Raw genomic sequence first — 15834 nt, forward strand, 5'->3', positions numbered from 1 at the left:
AAAACAACGGTATGACAAGAAGAGACACTCTGCGGGGCGTGTTTCAGACGGTCTGTTCCGGTTTTGAGTCAGGCGCACAATTTGCATGGTATGGATCTTGAGGCAAAAGTCGCTCTCAGTTGCAAAGGCGATGTGAGACGTTGTCAGATCAGTTGGTTGGCTGGACAAGATTGATCATGCTCTTTATGTTAAAACACTTGGAGTGATTGATTCTCATGGTGAGTTTGGAGTGGTGGTGTCGGGAATTTGTTAAGTAAACGAATAAATTTGATGAGGGGTCTGTGAACGTACTGGCAATCGGGGCGCATTATGATGATGTGGAATTGGGCTGCAGTGGTACTCTGCTGAAGCATGTGGCTGATGGGGACACGGTTACGTTGATTGTGGCCTCCAAGTCCGCGTACAAGGACCCCAAGGGGAATCTTGTGCGCTCTGCCGAAGTGGCTGAAGCAGAGGGAGAGGCCGCAGCCAAGATCATGGGAGTGGACTGCATCCGCTTGGACTACGAAGCCTTGTATGTTCCAGACGATGAAGAGTTGACTCGAATTATCCGTCAAAAGATCGAAGAGTTATCCATTGATATTGTCTACAGCCATTGGGTGCATGATGTGCATCGTGACCACCGCAATTTGGCTCGGGTGACTCTGATGGCGTCGAGACCTGTGCCCAGAGTCCTCATGTATCGCAGTAATTATTACGACACATACGAACCTTTTAGGGGAACGTTCTACTCTGATATTAGTGTGTTCATGGATACAAAGGTTGAGGTTATCAGTGCACACGAGTCTGAGTTGGAGCGGGTGCGATATACATGGATCGACTTCATGAAACGACAAAATGCCAATGATGGTCAAAAAATTGGCGTCAAATACGCTGAAAAATTCGAAGTCGTAAAGTACTTGGTTTAGATCAAGCGAGGAGAAATACGATGTCTTTCAATAAAAAATTTCTGATCGGCGACCGGGAAGTTGGGGTTGGTTGTCCTGCCTATCTTATTGCCGAGATCGGGCGCAATCACAATGCTGATATGAACCTGGCAAAACAAATGGTTGATGGTGCGCTGGGGGCTGGTGCCGATGCCGTCAAATTTCAATCTTTCAAGGCTGAAAGCCTTCTCATAAAAGAACTGCCCAAGGCTTCGCATATTCAAGAGACGTCGTCCGACACCAAATCTGCCTACGAAAGCACAGAAGAAGTCGAGTTGCTTCCGGAAAATCATTCACTGCTCCAAAAGTATGTGCAGCAAAAAGGTGGAACATTCTTCTCCACGCCAGAAGATCATTCCATGGTCTCACTGCTGGACGAACTCAAGGTCCCAGTATTTAAAATCGCATCCCTTGATATCGCGTATCTCGATCTTATCGAGGCTATCGCTGCAACAGGCAAACCGATTATCATGTCCACAGGGATGTCCTATCTCGGAGAAATTGAGCAGGCTTTGGGTGTTTTGGAAAAAATGAGCATAAAAGATGTTGTGGTGCTGCATTGCACATCCAATTATCCGCCTCGCGATGAAGATGTGAACCTGCGGGCTATGCAAACTATTGCCCGCGCCTTTGATGTGCCCGTGGGCTATTCGGATCACACTCCATCAGTTGGCATCAGTATTGCCGCCGCCGCCCTTGGGGCGTGTGTCATTGAGCGCCACTTCACTTTGGATAAGAATTTACCCGGCCCGGATCAGCGCCTTTCGCTGACCCCCGAGGAATTTGGCCTTATGGCCCGCGAAATTCGGAGCGTGGAAAAGGCGCTCGGTTCCACCATGAAGAAGCCGGTAGAATCCGAATTGGAAATGCGCCGACTGCACCGGCGTCGCCTTGTTGCTGCGAAGGATTTGAAAGCGGGACAGACACTTGCTCGAGAGGATGTTGCTTGCAAGTGCAGTGAGTTCGGTTTGGACCCTGTACACATTCCGGCCCTTGTCGGACGAAATGTGCTCCGAGATCTCCTCAAGGATGCTCCTCTGCTTCAAGAGGACTTCCAGTCATAGAGGGCTCCATGAAGAAATTGGCCATTCGGGTTGACGGTAACCGCCATATTGGACTGGGACACGTGTTTCGCTGTCTTCACTTGGCTGAGTACTTACAGGGATGTGGCTGGGAATCGACTTTTCTTGTTCTGCAAAGCAGTCTGGAATCTGGCATACATCGTTTTTTTGAAGATCAATCATTTGATTTTGTACCTGTTTCACGCCCGGATGATATATGGGAACAAGATCATGAAGTCTTGCGTCGTGCCTTGGGCCAGGGTGATTTCGATGCGGTGGTGCTGGATCTCATACAGCCGGACAAGGAAGATGACGACCTGAACAGCAACACAGAGTTTTGTCCCATGGACGTTCAGGCTTGTTTGGCCCTTATACGCAGTATGGGGATACGGAGCCTTGCCATCTCAGATAGGTTTGAACCGGTTGATCTTGTTGCCGATGTGGTTGTCAATACTTGTCCCGCTCAGCGTGCAGAATGGTATGAAGGGAGCGAATCCCGGTTTTGTGTGGGGCCACGCTATTATTTCCTGCCCACCAGTTTCCAGGGGTTACGTCATACCGCCAAGGTCTTTCGGGAAGATCGACCCCACATCGTTGTTTTTTGCGGAGGCAATGACCATCGAGGGTTTACTCCGGTCGTCCTTGATGCCCTGGCAACGCTTTCAGAGGCGATGACGGTGGAGGTCATTTTGGGGGCGGCAACGCAAAACGGAGAAGAGAAATGCCTTTGCTACGAGAAGCAGGGCATTGCCTGTCAATATGGGGTTGAAGATATGGCACCAGTCCTCTTCAACGCGGATTTCGTCATTTCGGCTTCCGGTAACACACTTTTCGATCTGGCTGCGCTGGGTATACCGGCCGCTGCTGTTTCAACACGTCCCAGACAGTTGGTGACAGCAGAATATTTTACCGATCAAGGGTGCTGTTTGAACCTGGGGATGGAGCACGATGAAATAGCCACTAATATCAGGCTATTGTTGCCTGATGTCATATCCTCTCGTGCACGACTTGAGGCCATGAGCTGTGCAGGGAAGAAAGCGGTTGACGGGAATGGCATGGAACGGGTTGCAAGTGTGTTGGATTCTTTTGTGTCCCTTTAGGAGTTTTTTCAATGGGATGTGAGCATGACAGACGCTGATTTATATAGGGCATTATCGCGAATCCGCATGACGGAGGCCGCCATTTTGGAGATGGCTTCTGCAGGAGTATTGCGGGGAACATGTCACGTTTGTATTGGCCAGGAGATCAATGGTGTGGCTGTGATGGGTGCCATGGATTCGAAACTGGATCATGTGGTCAGCAACCATCGTTGTCACGGTCATTATTTGGCTTTTGGCGGAGATGTGAAAAGTCTGTTGGCAGAAGTACAGGGGCTCAAGGCAGGGGTCAGCTCAGGTCGTGGCGGAAGCCAGCATTTGAAGCAGGGCAATTTTTTTTCAAATGGGATTCAAGGTGGTGGAGCGCCTATAGCCTGCGGTTTGGCCATGGGAGAAAAACGGCGCGGAACGCAGGGAATAGTGGCCTGCTGTATAGGCGATGGCACTCTCGGACAAGGGGTCCTGTATGAGTCTTTGAACATGGCCTCCCTGTGGTCTTTGCCCGTGTTGTTTCTGGTGGAAGCAAACGGGTATGCTCAATCGACTCCTACAGCCGCTGGTGTTGCCGGTTCCATCAAGGATCGGGCGGGTGCTTTTGGCATTCAGGTCATGGAGACATCTTCAACCGATGCGCAGGAGTTGTGCCGGTTTGGAGAAAAAGCCGTCAGGACTGTTCGCGAGTCGGCAGCGCCTGTGTGGGCTGTCATACATTCCCGCCGGTTATGCGCACACAGCAAAGGTGATGACACTCGTCCTGCAGAGGAAGTTGAGCGTTTATGTCAGTCTGATCCTCTCGAGTTGCACGCACAAAAGTTGTCTCAGAGCGAACGTGAACGCATAGACACAGCCGTGACCAAAACGATAACCGAAGCACTCGCTTCCTTGGAAAAGGGGATGCGATGACCACTGTTCTTCAGTCGCTGAATCAGGCTTTTCACAGGGTGATGGAGATCCATCCCGATGTGCTGGCCATTGGGGAAGACATTGTTGATCCGTATGGTGGTGCCTTCAAGGTGACCCGTGGATTGAGTACGGCTTTTGGTGACAGAGTCATCTCCAGTCCCATTAGCGAGGCTGGCATCACAGGGTTAGGCATAGGATTGACCTTGCAGGGATTTCGACCTGTGGTTGAAATCATGTTTGGTGATTTCATCACGCTTTGTGCTGACCAGCTTGTGAATCAGGCTTCAAAAATAGCAACTATGTATAGCGAACCGGTCAGTGTGCCTCTGATAGTCAGGACACCCATGGGGGGGCGCAGGGGGTATGGCCCAACCCACAGCCAGACCTTAGAACGGATGTTTCTTGGTGTGTCTGGCTTGGATGTCATTGCACTGTCGCCCTTGGTTGATTGTGGCAGCCTCTTTGAGCAGGTTGTCCTGACCACGGATGTACCGACTCTTTTCGTTGAGAATAAATCCCTCTATGCGATGCCTATTCTCAATGCTGAGTCCGTCAGCAAACGGTATGGCATGACTCTCAAAAGCTCCAATCAGGCGATTCCGACGATGACAGTTTCATTCGGGGGAGAACCTGATGTGACCGTTGTAACCTACGGTGGTATGGTGCCGGTCGTCCTTGAGGCGGTGAAGCAGGTCTATGAGAAAGAGGATTTGCTCTGTGAAGTTATCGTGCCCCATTGTATTTCATCGATCCCTGATGTCGAGTTGTGCGAGAGTGTAAGCATTTCCCGACGGCTGGTCGTCGCCGAAGAGAGTGGGATCGGGTATGGATGGGGGAGCGAAGTGATCGCCAATATTTCAAGGATTGCATTGGATGCTCCTCCTCAACGAGTAGGGGCATCGGAATCCTCCATCCCTGTAAATAAAGCGTTGGAAGCCGAAGTGCTGCCTCAGGTAGAGAACGTGGTTCAAGCCATAATAAACTCCGTCGATGAAGATCTGCAATAGCTGTAAAGAACCAAGGACAAGATACATGGCTCATAAAGTACTGATACCCCGACTCAATCCCAACGAGGATGAAGTGCTTGTCGTAGAAACTCTTGTGGACGGTGATCGTGTCGAAGTTGGTGATGAACTCTTTGTGGTGGAATCAACCAAAGCTGCCATGTCTGTTGAGAGCGACTTTGCTGGTTTCGTGCGTGGTCTGGCTATTGAAACGGGTGAGTACGCGCACGTTGGCAGCATTGCCTTATTCATAACAGCAACGCCCGATGAGTCTTATTTAGACGAAGATTCGCCCACGCAGACCCCGTCAGATGAACCAAAGAAGTCGACGGCAAAGAGCCGTTTGCTCGCCAAGAAGCGGTCTCGATCGACACGAGGAAAAAAACAGAAGGTCGGAGCAGTGACGGATGTTGCTCTTGCTGCTGATCTGGACTGGGTCCGTTCGGCCAAGGGAGAACTCGGTGAACTTGCTCTTGCTGAAGAGTATAGGGATTACACTGAGGACACTCGTTGGGATAATGCGGGATGTTGCAGCATAGGAGAAGGTGTCACTTTCGGTGCCGGGAGTATGGTTCGCGCCAAACGGCTGGTCATTAAGGATGGAGTGTCCATTGGCCCCAATACCTTCATTGAAGGGGATGACATTTTTCTGGGAGAATTCGTCAAGGTAGGCAAAAATACAAGCATGGTGAGTGTGGATATTATCTTGGGTGCTGGGGCCTATGTCGGACATGAGGTTGAAGTGGACCTCAGTGGTGGGCGTTCAGGTGAATCCAGATTCTGGGGCGGGCCAGCTTCACTGATTTCCCCTCGATGTTATGTGAATACGGCTCGGGAGGTCGTTCTTGAAACAGAGTCTGCCCTGAGTCCGGGAGTGAGCGTTTTCACTCATCGTTTCTGGCAGTCTGTGCTGGATGGGTATGACGCCCTGTTCGCAGGGGTTCGCCTGTGTGAGAAATCCTGGGTCGGTTCGGGATGCCAGGTGCTGCCTGGAGTCGTGGTCGGTCATGGAGCTGTTGTCATGTCCGGTTCAACCGTTGTGGATCAGATTCCCCCTGCCACGCTGTGCGGTGGTGTGCCGGCAACCGTCATCCGCAAGTCGGTGAAAAGAGACCTTTCTCAAGAGGACAAGGTTCAGGTGCTGGAGTCCATTTTAGATGAATTCTCCACGGTCTTGAAATTCAAGGGATGTGAGGTCGGCATGTTGATCACTGGCAAAGGGATAGCAGTAACAACGCCGGACACTGTTGAACGACAGATTGTTATTTGTACTGATTCTTCTTTAGAGGGGATATTGCCCGGGAGCATTGTGCTGAGTTTAAACGGTTTTCTGCCTGAAATGACCGAGGTCTATATTTTTGATCTCGTGGGCGGTGTGGTCCGAGGGGATGAAGACAGGCTGGTTCATGAAGTGCGTAACTTCTTGCGTCGGAAAGGTATCCGTTTTCAGCCGTATGCATGGGATGCAGATTACCGACGCGGCCTGTAGAGGGGAATCCTTATGTCAGCTATCACTTTAGCCCTGCAGGGCATAGTGGCCCCGGAACTCAGAGACTATGGAGTCCGTATTCCGTATGCGGCCAAAACGTTTGGTCACCTTGTCGACGGACTGGAAATTGGTATGCATGCCCATATGGCCCCCAATATTGCCCAGAGGATTCTCCGTCCTGATGTGAAGAAAACCTTGCGAGAATTTTCGCGCAACTCGTTGCATTTTGCTGCTCATCCAGATCATCCCGTGGACAGTGAAGTCCTTTCTTCGATTATCGGACTGAGCTCAAGTCTGTATGAAGAAGGGCTTATCCATACCGTGAGCTTCCATCTGGACATGCAGCCTTTTCTGGATACCATTCGGCAATCTCTCCCTTTAGAGCTGAGAGTGCTTTTTGAGAATCTAGACGGGAGGAGTACAGCCTTCAACACGCTTGAGGCGATGGTCCAAGCCGTGCGAGATTTTCCTGGTTGGGGCGTATTGCTGGATGTGGCTCATGTTCTTGAAATGCAGGAGCATACTGGTCAGTCCGTGCAGGATTTTTTCTCTGCTCTGGGTGACTCCATTCGTCAAATTCATTTTTCTATGCCGGGACATCTTTACGAGAAAGATGATCTCTGGCCCGGTTTTGAAGCCATGCACAGTTTTGCTTTCCTGGGTGGTGAGGCTGCGTTTGGGGCCTATCAATCTGTGGATCTTCTGTCCATTGAACACATCACGCTGGAGGGGGTGATCCCCCCGAATCATGAGGACTATGTCGCTCGGGAAATCGAGTACCTCAAGAGTCTCCGGCCTTCCTCCAAGTCCTTATCCTGAAGTCGAAAACACCCTGACCTTAGGGTCTTGAAGGTCCAATATGGCCAGAAGGCCACTGCGGCTTGTTGTTGGTGAGAGGCTCTGCACATTGATTGTTTTGTGCGCTGAGTTCAATTGTATTGTTGAGTTCGGATCGCCAGTGGCATCGCAGGAGTAGAGCCGGTTTTGCATGGCGATAACAATACAACCATTTATGGTGCCAGCACCCCGGCACTCATGGGAAAAAACCGTGCGTTTCCAAGGCCTGAAGTCTGTTGACTCAAGGCGTTCGATAATAGGGAAAAAATGGTCAGTCAGGAACAGGTTGCCCTTCCACACAACGAACTGGCGAGGCCAGAGGAGCACACTGCTTGGATGGATGACGGCTCGTGCGTGCGGTGCATTGAGGTCAATGGAACAGATCGTTCGCCTGGTAGTGCTGTCGTTTTGGAGGATGAGGTAGAGGCGATTTTGGTGACGGGCAAAATTGATGAGGTGTCGAGCCTCTTTTCTATCGGGTAACTGCTGTTCAAGATCGAGTGACACATGCTCTTTGAATGTGGTGTCTATGGCAATTATCTTGCGACCTGCGTCTCCGGCAATCCAGAGGATATCTTCGTCAGGCCAGAGGTGGGCAGAACGAAGCCAATCCCCATTCATTTCGTGGAGGAGCTCCTCTTTTTCAAAAAAGTGAAGGACTGGGTCGTTCAATTCTGTGACAGCGAGGATGTCGCTGCCGGAAATCCACGCTAGGTTCACAGGTGTTTTGAGTATTCCCTGCCCGTAAATTCCTGCAGGTTCCCAGCCAACGCTATTGACCGGTAAAGTGGCAAGGTAGTCCTCGCCCACAGAGTGAATCCTCTGTACCATCATTTTCCATATGTCACTATGGACAAACCCGGCTCTTGCCGTGTGATCAGGTAATGACTGAGCCAGTGCCTGATATGTATCAAGGCAATAATTACTGTCACTGTCGGGCGAGGTGAGATTATTCATTGACCCTTCGTTCATCGAGTATGTCCATCCTGAGTATATCTATTGAGTTCTGGACAAGGAGCGCCTCCTCTTCATGGAGAACGACACCTCTCGAATTTGTCCTGTCTTGATGCAGCAAGGCTTCCAATCGTCCTATTTTTATATGCTCTGTTTTTTTGAAGACTTGAGGAAAAGCCTGTCGGCCCCAGATCTTTTTTCCGTTGTGATCCAGCGTAAGGCATTTGGCGTTGTCACGACTCCAGAGTCCACACTCGGGTTCATAATGATTTTCTGCATGATACTGTCCGCCATGGATTTCCTTTTTGATTATGCAGTGCAGGGTTGAATGGGGTTCAAGATTGAACGGAAGCGTTGTCTTGAGTACGCCATTGGTGATCGGTGCATCGAGCCTTTCAAATCCATGGGATGTTGTCGCCAACAGGGTGGCAACGCCGTGTTGATTCTGTTCAAGTACGGTCTGGCAGACACGGTTCTTTTTCCGGTCAAGAGCCTCCTCGGGAAGCGGCTTCACATTTTCGATTATATGAAATTTCCTGAACTGGCAGGGATGGTCGCTTGGCTCTACACACGATGTAATGAGTGTGTCTGGTGCATCTTTCAGCAATGAAATCCCTTCTTCGATCGAAGACGGTGAAATGTGAGGGGCGAAACCGGAGAGAAGTACAAAAATATCGTCCTCTGCACCCAGCTGTTGCGCTGCGGCTTTGATTGTTGAGCCTTTCCCCACACAGCCGATAACCGAGAGGAAGGGGAGGCCCAAGTCCGTCAGAATTTTCTGGCTCTTGACTGAAGTCGCCAGAAAATTGACCGTGTGCTCATGTGGGATATGGCTCAAAAGTGTGTGGAGGTGGGGGAGTGCGATGTTGCAATACTCCCGGCTCCATGAGCAGCTCTCGTTGTAGCTATCTGTTATTAGGATTTGTATCGGCATGGCGCTGTCAATCAAGCTGCTTTTTCGAAGTTGTTGAGTCCGCGGCAAATGATCCTTTCTGCAAGCTCCATGTCGTGTTGTGTGTCGATATCAACCCATTCGATGGGATGTTGTAAAATATGGAAATACGGACTGTTGTGGACTTTGGGCTTCTGGCCGAAGAAGTATCCGTAACTCCTGTACCAACGACCAGAGGGTGTTTTTATCTGATTTTGGGGCACGATCGGCGTCAACTGCCCGTTGAAATCACGGCTTACGTAGTCAGAATATCCAGCCACGGTTTCCCGGGCGGTGAAGACAGGACTCATCCCCTCCTTGCCTTTGCTCACCAGTTCGGCAACGAGCCTGGGATTCCTGAACGGGTGGGTCGGATAGAGAGTGGCGTAAAAGTCTGGATAGTAGTTGTCCTCTCCAAGCTTGAGTAAAAGATGGTTTACTGCGCTCGTCGTAGATTCCTTGTCGCCTGCCAGTTCTTGCGGGCGCAGGAACGGAATTTCAGCACCGTACGCAACGGCAACTTCGGCGATTTCTGGATCTTCGGTTGAGACTATGATCCGGTCAAAACAGCCGGCCTCTTGTGCTGTAAGGATGGCGTGGGCTACCAGTGGGATGCCGCCCAGAAGGCGGATGTTCTTCCTGGGCAGCCCCTTGGAGTTTCCCCGTGCAGGAATGATGGCGAGAGCCTTGAAGTTATCCATTGTCTACTCTGTTGTTTGCAAATCGTTCGTTGAGATCAGTGACGATTCGTTGTGCTGTTTTGCCATCCCAGAACGTGGGAATTCTTGGTGTGGTAACACCTGACCCAAGAGCATCGTCTGCGGCGGAGGTGATGCTGTCCGGCTCCACAAGTCGGTTGGTTCCTTCAGTACAGGTGATTGGTCGTTCCGTGTTCGGGCGGATTGTCAGGCAGGGGATTCCGAGTATAGTGGTCTCTTCCTGCAAGCCGCCGGAGTCGGTGATCACCAGGGCTGCCCTGTGCATGAGTGATGTGAAATCGAGATATCCCTGAGGGGGAATGATGTGGATAGAGCCATGTTGCTCAAGAGTGGGAAGCATTCCCATATTGTCGAGCTGCTGGCGGGTCCGCGGATGCAGCGGAAGAACGAGAGGCATTCGAACCGAAAGCTCCATGAGGGCATTGATGATGGCCTTGAGTCTTGTCGGGTCATCAACATTGCCGGGACGGTGGAGGGTGACCACACAATATGTGTCGGCTTCAATGTCGAATTGTTCCCAGGCCCTCCGGCTTTGGATGGCTGGCATCATTGTGTTCAGGGAGTCGATCATGCAGTTCCCGACAAACGAAATGCGATTGGGCTCAACACCTTCTTGCAGAAGGTTTTCGGATGCATCTTCTGATGGCGTCCAGCAGATGGATGAGATGGCATCCGTGAGCACTCTGTTGATTTCTTCTGGCATCGTCTTGTCCCGACTGCGCAGTCCTGCTTCGAGATGGGCAACGGGGATATGCATTTTTACGGAGGTCAATGCACACGCCAGAGTCGAGTTGACGTCACCAGGAACCACAACCACATCCGGGGTCTGCTCAAGCAGGTACTTCTCATAAGCCACCATAACGGCAGCGGTCTGCGTAGCGTGGCTGCCGGAACCCGTTTGGAGGTTTACACTTGGCTCAGGAAGCTTGAGCTCATCGAAAAAGAGCTGGGACATGCTATAATCGTAATGTTGGCCAGTGTGCACGAGTTTTACGGTATAGTCGTTTTCACTGGACAGAGCATGCCAGAGAGGGGCTACTTTCATGAAGTTGGGCCTTGTGGCCGCGATTAAATGGATTGTCTTCATACCAGCTCTCTTTCCAACGCAGCGTATGTTTCAACCAAACGGGTGGCATCATGTTTCCAGGCATAGGGACCGGTTGCTGCGGCGAATCCATTTTCCGCTTTGTGCATCGCTTCTTCCTCATGGGAATGGATGTGAGCGAGCTGTGCCGCGAAGTCCGCTGCATTGTTGGCTTTGAATAGATAGCCTGAATTGGTTTCTTCAAGAATGCGTTTGAGCGGTCGGCAGTCACTCGCGAGAATGGGCCTTTTGCATATCATGTATTGAAAGAGCTTGTGTGGAACGGTGGTGTGCGTGTGCTCAAAGTCATTGTGTGGTACGAGACAAACCCGACTGGCGTGGATGTAGCTGTTTACCGTGTCAAACGGTTGCCAGTTAATGATTTCAACACTGTTACCGAGGCCCAGTGAATCAGCATAGTTTCGGATTCTGGCAGCGCTTTCGTCATTGGTCCCGACAAAGGTCAGGTGGAAGTTCGGAATCAGTTTCGCGGCATGAGCAGCACCATCCAGGGCTGTATCCCAGCCTCTATGCGGTCCAATTCCGCCAATGTATGAAACCATCCATTTATCTTTATATTTATCCAGGATGTTCTGGTCTGCCCTTTCGACCGGGAAGTCGAAAGTCGTTGTGTCTTCGGTATTGGAAACAGTCACAATTCTTGCCTGATCAAGGCCATACTTCAACAATCGTTCAGCCCCTTCAGGGACCACTACCACCACGCGTTTACATTTTTCGACAGCCGCTTTCTCATGCCATCTCCAGAGAGTGTAGTTGAACAGAATTGATGCTTTGAAGCGCATATATGGTGACAGATGAGATCGCCATGCCCGTTTGGCAGCCGGCATGTTTTCGTGAAAGTCTGCGACAACAGGGAGGCCACGGGGTATGGCGCAGTCCAGAACAAGGGGGAGATACGGAAAGTCATGGACATGTACGATGTCCGGTTTACATGTGTCGAGATAGTTTTCCACTACTGGCTTGACCCACGCCTCCCTCAGAGTGAAATTTGCCTTGCGACGTGCAAACCATGAGGGAGGGCCGCTGACATCTTCTCTCATGACATCAATTCCCGGCTCGAAAGTTTCGAATTTTTTCGAATGAGCACTCGTGGTCTTGGTGCAGATAGTGATTTTGTGCCCAGCCTCCACCAACGCATGTGCCTCTTTGGATATGCGGATATCAGGAGGAAACCCGTTGTTACATAAGTGGATCATGGCAATATGCATAATTGGCGTCCCGATTTGCGGCGTTTTACTCGTTGTGTGAACAATTTTCCCACTACTGAGTGAGGTTGTCAAAAGTCGGACAGAGCTGAGAATCTGTATCTATCTGTTTTTATGAGACTGTCTTGATTCTGGCCTTAGATGCTCATATCAGTATGTTTCTATGAAAAAAATATGCCAAAAGAATCTGTTTTGATGCTCTCTACTGTTTTTTCGGATGTTTTTCAAAAATGTTTACCGGGTGAATAAAAAAATGCCTACCGTCAGAGATGTGGCCTTCGCTGAAAACTCTTGTTAAGTGTTAGTGTATGGCCGATATCTCCTTCACCCATCCTGAACCGCCTCCGGCATCATCGCGTGTCTGGCCTGTTTTCCTGCCCTTTGCCGGGTGCCCCTACAGGTGCCTTTTCTGTGCTCAGGACAAGCAGACAGGGCAGGGGACAGCCGAGCTTGCATCCATTTTTCGTGATCTGGAGCTGGATCTGGAGCAGGCCCGTGTCGCAGGGCGCGGCCCGTATGAACTCGCTTTTTACGGCGGCACGTTCACGGCCCTGCCCGTTCCATGGCCCGAACGTTTTCTCGGGCTGGCTGTGCGTTTTCGGGAACAGGGGCTGGTGACGCGCGTGCGCTGCTCAACCCGGCCCGACTGTGTGGACGCGGCTTTGCTGTCGCGACTCAAGGCGCAGGGGCTTGATATGGTGGAGCTTGGTGTTCAGTCCTTTGACGATGCGATCCTGCGCGCCTCCGGTCGGGGGTATGATGGAGTGACCGCTCGTCGCGGTTGTATGGCTGTGCAGGAATCCGGCATGGGGCTGGGCATCCAGCTTCTTCCCGGTCTGCCCGGAGACCGTCCCGGTGTTTTTCAGGAGGACGCCCGGCTGGCCGCCGCCCTCAAGCCCGAGGTCGCACGGCTGTATCCCTGTCTGGTGATCCGGGGCACGCCCTTGGCCGCAATGTGGGAACAGGGCGACTACGCCCCATGGACGCTTGATCGTACCCGAGAGGAACTGGCTCTGGGCCTTTTGTCGCTGTGGGACACGGGCGTTCGTGTCATTCGGCTCGGCCTGCCTCCCGAAGGTACCCTTGCCGAGCATATCCTTGCAGGGCCGTGGCATCCGGCTCTGGGGCAGTCGGTGCGGGGGCTGGCACTCCTTGAAATAGTCCGAACGCAGGTGGAAAATGCAGGTTTCACCCCCACGGCCATGGATGTACCGCGCCGCTATCAGGGGGAACTGTTCGGCCATGCCAATGAGCTGGCCGAGAAGTATGCGGCCCTCGGTCTGGGGGCAGGCGCTGTCCGGTATGTGGACAGCACCGTATTCACTGTGCGTTGAGTCGGATTTCCCTTTACCCTGGATTAAAAAGAGACTATCTCTTATGTTCAGCCCGTGCGCGGGCACTTCACCGAACTATATGACCTCAAGTCGAGGAGCTAACTACACAGAATGGTAGAGCTTATTCGTGCGGCCAAAGCCGCGACCATGATCCCAGGAACGCCCGTCATCAACGACGCCGCTATTATTGTAGATCAGGGAATTATCCAGAAAGTCGGTACCTATGCCGACCTGGGCCCCACTTTTTCCGGTAAAGTCATGGACCTCGGTGACGTGTTCCTTGTCCCCGGTCTCATCAATGCCCATTCCCATCTCGAACTGGCCCACCTCAGAGGCAAATGCCCCAGTGGAAAGGGGTTCGTGACCTGGGTGGAAAACCTGCTCAAACAGCCCATCTTTGATCTTGACCCGGAAGCCCTTGAGTCAGCCTGTCAGGAACTCAAGCGAACCGGAACCTTCATGGTCGGGGACATCGCCACCCGTTTTGCCAAGGAGATGGCCGGAACGCTTGAAGCTTCCGGTCTTTTTTTCGTGGTGTTCTGCGAGGCCATTGGCGAGACTGTTCCCAAAAAGACGTTCATCCCGCAAGGGGAATTCGAGGCTGGCCTTATCTCCGTAGCCGGACACTCTCTGTATACAACACATAGAGATGTGCTTCGGGCGGCCAAGGCCGAAACCCGCCTCAAAGGGCTACCGTTTTCCCTGCATCTGGCAGAGCACGATGAAGAGGTCGCCATCATGGCCGACGCTCCGAGTGAGTTCCTCGACATGCTCCATGCGCGAGGTCGTCTGCTCGATTTCGAACCTCCGGGGAAGCGTCCCGTACAGCAGGCCGCAGCTCTTGAGCTTCTCGACGAGACCACCCTGGCGGTGCACTGCGTCAAGGTCACGGATGCAGACATCGAGACTGTGCGTCAGTCCGGGGCCACGGTCTGTCTCTGCCCGCGATCCAACGAATTTATCGGCGTGGGCCGTGCGCCATGGGAGAAGTGGCTGGCTTCGGGCACGCCGCTTTGTCTCGGCACAGACTCGTTGGCATCCAACACCGACCTCGACCTATGGAACGAGGCGGTGTATCTTACCCAGAATTTTGATGGTGAGCTGCGCTTTGATGACGTGCTCGCCATGATGACGCGCACGCCCGCAAAAATCATGGGCGTGGAGCATCTTTTAGGTACACTGGAACCCGGCAAGATCGCAGCATTTGCCGAGGTTCCTGATAAAATACACGATCTTTTCTAAGAATGTCGGAGGCAAACGCGACATGAAATGGCTACATAAAGACCTGCTGGATGTATCCCAGCTTTCCAAGTCCGAGGTCATGGCGATCTTTGAGACAGCAGGGCGTTTTCAGGAATTGCAGGAACGACCCGTCAAAAAGGTGCCTACCCTCAAAGGGCGGTCCGTCATCCTTTTCTTTGCCGAACCGAGCACACGCACCAAGACGAGTTTCGATGTGGCCGGAAAGCGGCTCTCTGCCGACACCTTTTCCCTGGCCAAAAGCTCGTCCAGTCTGACCAAGGGCGAGTCCCTCAAGGATACGGCCCTGACGCTCCAGGCCATGGCGCCGGACGCCATCGTCATCCGTCACTGGTGTTCGGGAGCGGCCCGGTTCCTGGCTGACCGTCTTGATTGCGCGGTCATCAACGCGGGTGACGGGCGGCATGCGCACCCCACCCAGGCGATCCTCGACTCTTTCACCCTGCATCAGGAGTGGGGCGACATCGCGGGCAAGACCATCCTTATTCTGGGCGACATCGCCCACAGCCGCGTGGCCCGGTCCAACGTGGTCATGCTCAACAAGCTGGGTGCCAAGGTCCGCCTTTGCGCGCCGCGTACCCTCATGCCTCCGGCAGTCAAGTCCTGGCCGGTGCAGGCTTACTCCGATCTGAACGAAGCCGTGAAAGGTGTGGACGCGGTCATGTGCCTGCGGCTCCAGCTCGAACGGCAGAAAGACGGCCTGCTGCCTGATCTGCGTGAATACGCCCGTACCTTCGGACTGGGGCAGAAGCATATTGACCTGGCCAATCCCGACGTGCGGATCATGCATCCCGGTCCCATGAACCGAGGCGTGGAGATCAGCTCGGATCTGGCTGACAGCGCCGGGTCCCTCGTGCTGGATCAGGTCTCCAGCGGCGTGGTCACACGCATGGCCCTGCTCTTCCTGTACATGACCCGCAAGGGCGAGGAATAGAAGGCAGGCGAGGAGGGAGCAAAGCCTCCTGCCCCCTATATGCTTCGCAGGAAAAGCGACAAAGGGGATTGAGAC

General features: G+C 52.5%; 15 protein-coding genes. 10 read left to right on the forward strand and 5 right to left on the reverse strand.

Annotated features, from left to right (window positions below):
* Window positions 1–281: 281 nt before the first annotated feature.
* The 7 genes from SRBAKS_RS12240 (at window position 282) to SRBAKS_RS12270 (ending at window position 7299) form a co-directional block, all read left to right on the forward strand.
* Window positions 282–908, forward strand: a complete 627-nt coding sequence (locus SRBAKS_RS12240) for a PIG-L deacetylase family protein (RefSeq protein WP_229591180.1) — start codon at window positions 282–284, stop codon at window positions 906–908.
* 20 nt (window positions 909–928) lie between these two features.
* Window positions 929–1990 carry an N-acetylneuraminate synthase family protein gene (locus SRBAKS_RS12245; RefSeq protein WP_229591181.1) on the forward strand — a complete coding sequence of 354 codons (1062 nt, stop codon included), beginning with the start codon at window positions 929–931 and terminating at the stop codon, window positions 1988–1990.
* An 8-nt stretch (window positions 1991–1998) separates the two neighbouring features.
* A complete protein-coding gene (locus SRBAKS_RS12250; RefSeq protein ID WP_229591182.1) occupies window positions 1999–3087 on the forward strand; it encodes a PseG/SpsG family protein in 1089 nt (362 codons plus the stop codon).
* A gap of 66 nt (window positions 3088–3153) precedes the next feature.
* A complete protein-coding gene (locus tag SRBAKS_RS12255; protein WP_283816563.1) occupies window positions 3154–3987 on the forward strand; it encodes a thiamine pyrophosphate-dependent dehydrogenase E1 component subunit alpha in 834 nt (277 codons plus the stop codon).
* Complete coding sequence (locus tag SRBAKS_RS12260) at window positions 3984–4994, forward strand: alpha-ketoacid dehydrogenase subunit beta (RefSeq protein WP_229591183.1); 1011 nt, start codon at window positions 3984–3986, stop codon at window positions 4992–4994. The genes SRBAKS_RS12255 and SRBAKS_RS12260 overlap by 4 nt, the downstream gene beginning before the upstream one ends.
* Window positions 4995–5019: 25 nt before the next feature.
* Window positions 5020–6480 (forward strand): biotin/lipoyl-containing protein, encoded by a 1461-nt coding sequence (locus SRBAKS_RS12265; protein WP_229591184.1) that lies wholly within the window; start codon window positions 5020–5022, stop codon window positions 6478–6480.
* A 12-nt stretch (window positions 6481–6492) separates the two neighbouring features.
* On the forward strand, window positions 6493–7299 hold the full coding sequence (locus tag SRBAKS_RS12270) for a hypothetical protein (protein WP_229591185.1): 807 nt from the start codon (window positions 6493–6495) through the stop codon (window positions 7297–7299).
* Here SRBAKS_RS12270 and SRBAKS_RS12275 read toward each other — a convergent pair.
* Genes SRBAKS_RS12275 through SRBAKS_RS12295 form a run of 5 tightly spaced genes read right to left on the reverse strand, consistent with a single transcriptional unit; the run spans window position 7291 to window position 12234 of the window.
* Complete coding sequence (locus SRBAKS_RS12275; RefSeq protein ID WP_229591186.1) at window positions 7291–8274, reverse strand: hypothetical protein; 984 nt, start codon at window positions 8272–8274, stop codon at window positions 7291–7293. The genes SRBAKS_RS12270 and SRBAKS_RS12275 overlap by 9 nt on opposite strands.
* The gene (locus SRBAKS_RS12280; protein WP_229591187.1) at window positions 8267–9205 is read right to left on the reverse strand and encodes a glycosyltransferase family protein; all 939 of its coding nucleotides are present in this window, start codon (window positions 9203–9205) and stop codon (window positions 8267–8269) included. Before SRBAKS_RS12280 ends, SRBAKS_RS12275 begins: the two co-directional genes overlap by 8 nt.
* An 11-nt stretch (window positions 9206–9216) precedes the next feature.
* A complete protein-coding gene (locus tag SRBAKS_RS12285; RefSeq protein ID WP_229591188.1) occupies window positions 9217–9903 on the reverse strand; it encodes an acylneuraminate cytidylyltransferase family protein in 687 nt (228 codons plus the stop codon).
* Window positions 9896–11008, reverse strand: a complete 1113-nt coding sequence (gene wecB, locus SRBAKS_RS12290; RefSeq protein ID WP_229591189.1) for a non-hydrolyzing UDP-N-acetylglucosamine 2-epimerase — start codon at window positions 11006–11008, stop codon at window positions 9896–9898. Before wecB ends, SRBAKS_RS12285 begins: the two co-directional genes overlap by 8 nt.
* On the reverse strand, window positions 11005–12234 hold the full coding sequence (locus SRBAKS_RS12295; protein WP_229591190.1) for a glycosyltransferase family 4 protein: 1230 nt from the start codon (window positions 12232–12234) through the stop codon (window positions 11005–11007). Before SRBAKS_RS12295 ends, wecB begins: the two co-directional genes overlap by 4 nt.
* A gap of 305 nt (window positions 12235–12539) precedes the next feature.
* Here SRBAKS_RS12295 and SRBAKS_RS12300 point away from each other — a divergent pair, with 305 nt between their 5' ends.
* From SRBAKS_RS12300 to SRBAKS_RS12310, 3 genes are all read left to right on the forward strand, one after another.
* Complete coding sequence (locus SRBAKS_RS12300; protein WP_229591191.1) at window positions 12540–13565, forward strand: elongator complex protein 3; 1026 nt, start codon at window positions 12540–12542, stop codon at window positions 13563–13565.
* A 111-nt stretch (window positions 13566–13676) separates the two neighbouring features.
* Complete coding sequence (locus tag SRBAKS_RS12305; RefSeq protein ID WP_229591192.1) at window positions 13677–14807, forward strand: amidohydrolase family protein; 1131 nt, start codon at window positions 13677–13679, stop codon at window positions 14805–14807.
* Window positions 14808–14829: 22 nt separating this feature from the next.
* The gene (locus SRBAKS_RS12310) at window positions 14830–15759 is read left to right on the forward strand and encodes an aspartate carbamoyltransferase catalytic subunit (RefSeq protein ID WP_229591193.1); all 930 of its coding nucleotides are present in this window, start codon (window positions 14830–14832) and stop codon (window positions 15757–15759) included.
* Window positions 15760–15834: the final 75 nt, after the last annotated feature.

Source organism: Pseudodesulfovibrio sediminis, assembly GCF_020886695.1.
GTDB lineage: Bacteria > Desulfobacterota > Desulfovibrionia > Desulfovibrionales > Desulfovibrionaceae > Pseudodesulfovibrio > Pseudodesulfovibrio sediminis.

Coding starts and splice junctions, on each gene's coding strand:
- SRBAKS_RS12245 (WP_229591181.1), top strand. CDS start 929: ATGTCTTTCAATAAAAAATTTCTGATCGGCGACCGGGAAGTTGGGGTT.
- SRBAKS_RS12250 (WP_229591182.1), top strand. CDS start 1,999: ATGAAGAAATTGGCCATTCGGGTTGACGGTAACCGCCATATTGGACTG.
- SRBAKS_RS12255 (WP_283816563.1), top strand. CDS start 3,154: ATGACGGAGGCCGCCATTTTGGAGATGGCTTCTGCAGGAGTATTGCGG.
- SRBAKS_RS12260 (WP_229591183.1), top strand. CDS start 3,984: ATGACCACTGTTCTTCAGTCGCTGAATCAGGCTTTTCACAGGGTGATG.
- SRBAKS_RS12265 (WP_229591184.1), top strand. CDS start 5,020: ATGGCTCATAAAGTACTGATACCCCGACTCAATCCCAACGAGGATGAA.
- SRBAKS_RS12270 (WP_229591185.1), top strand. CDS start 6,493: ATGTCAGCTATCACTTTAGCCCTGCAGGGCATAGTGGCCCCGGAACTC.
- SRBAKS_RS12275 (WP_229591186.1), bottom strand. CDS start 8,274: ATGAATAATCTCACCTCGCCCGACAGTGACAGTAATTATTGCCTTGAT.
- SRBAKS_RS12280 (WP_229591187.1), bottom strand. CDS start 9,205: ATGCCGATACAAATCCTAATAACAGATAGCTACAACGAGAGCTGCTCA.
- SRBAKS_RS12285 (WP_229591188.1), bottom strand. CDS start 9,903: ATGGATAACTTCAAGGCTCTCGCCATCATTCCTGCACGGGGAAACTCC.
- wecB (WP_229591189.1), bottom strand. CDS start 11,008: ATGAAGACAATCCATTTAATCGCGGCCACAAGGCCCAACTTCATGAAA.
- SRBAKS_RS12295 (WP_229591190.1), bottom strand. CDS start 12,234: ATGCATATTGCCATGATCCACTTATGTAACAACGGGTTTCCTCCTGAT.
- SRBAKS_RS12300 (WP_229591191.1), top strand. CDS start 12,540: ATGGCCGATATCTCCTTCACCCATCCTGAACCGCCTCCGGCATCATCG.
- SRBAKS_RS12305 (WP_229591192.1), top strand. CDS start 13,677: ATGGTAGAGCTTATTCGTGCGGCCAAAGCCGCGACCATGATCCCAGGA.
- SRBAKS_RS12310 (WP_229591193.1), top strand. CDS start 14,830: ATGAAATGGCTACATAAAGACCTGCTGGATGTATCCCAGCTTTCCAAG.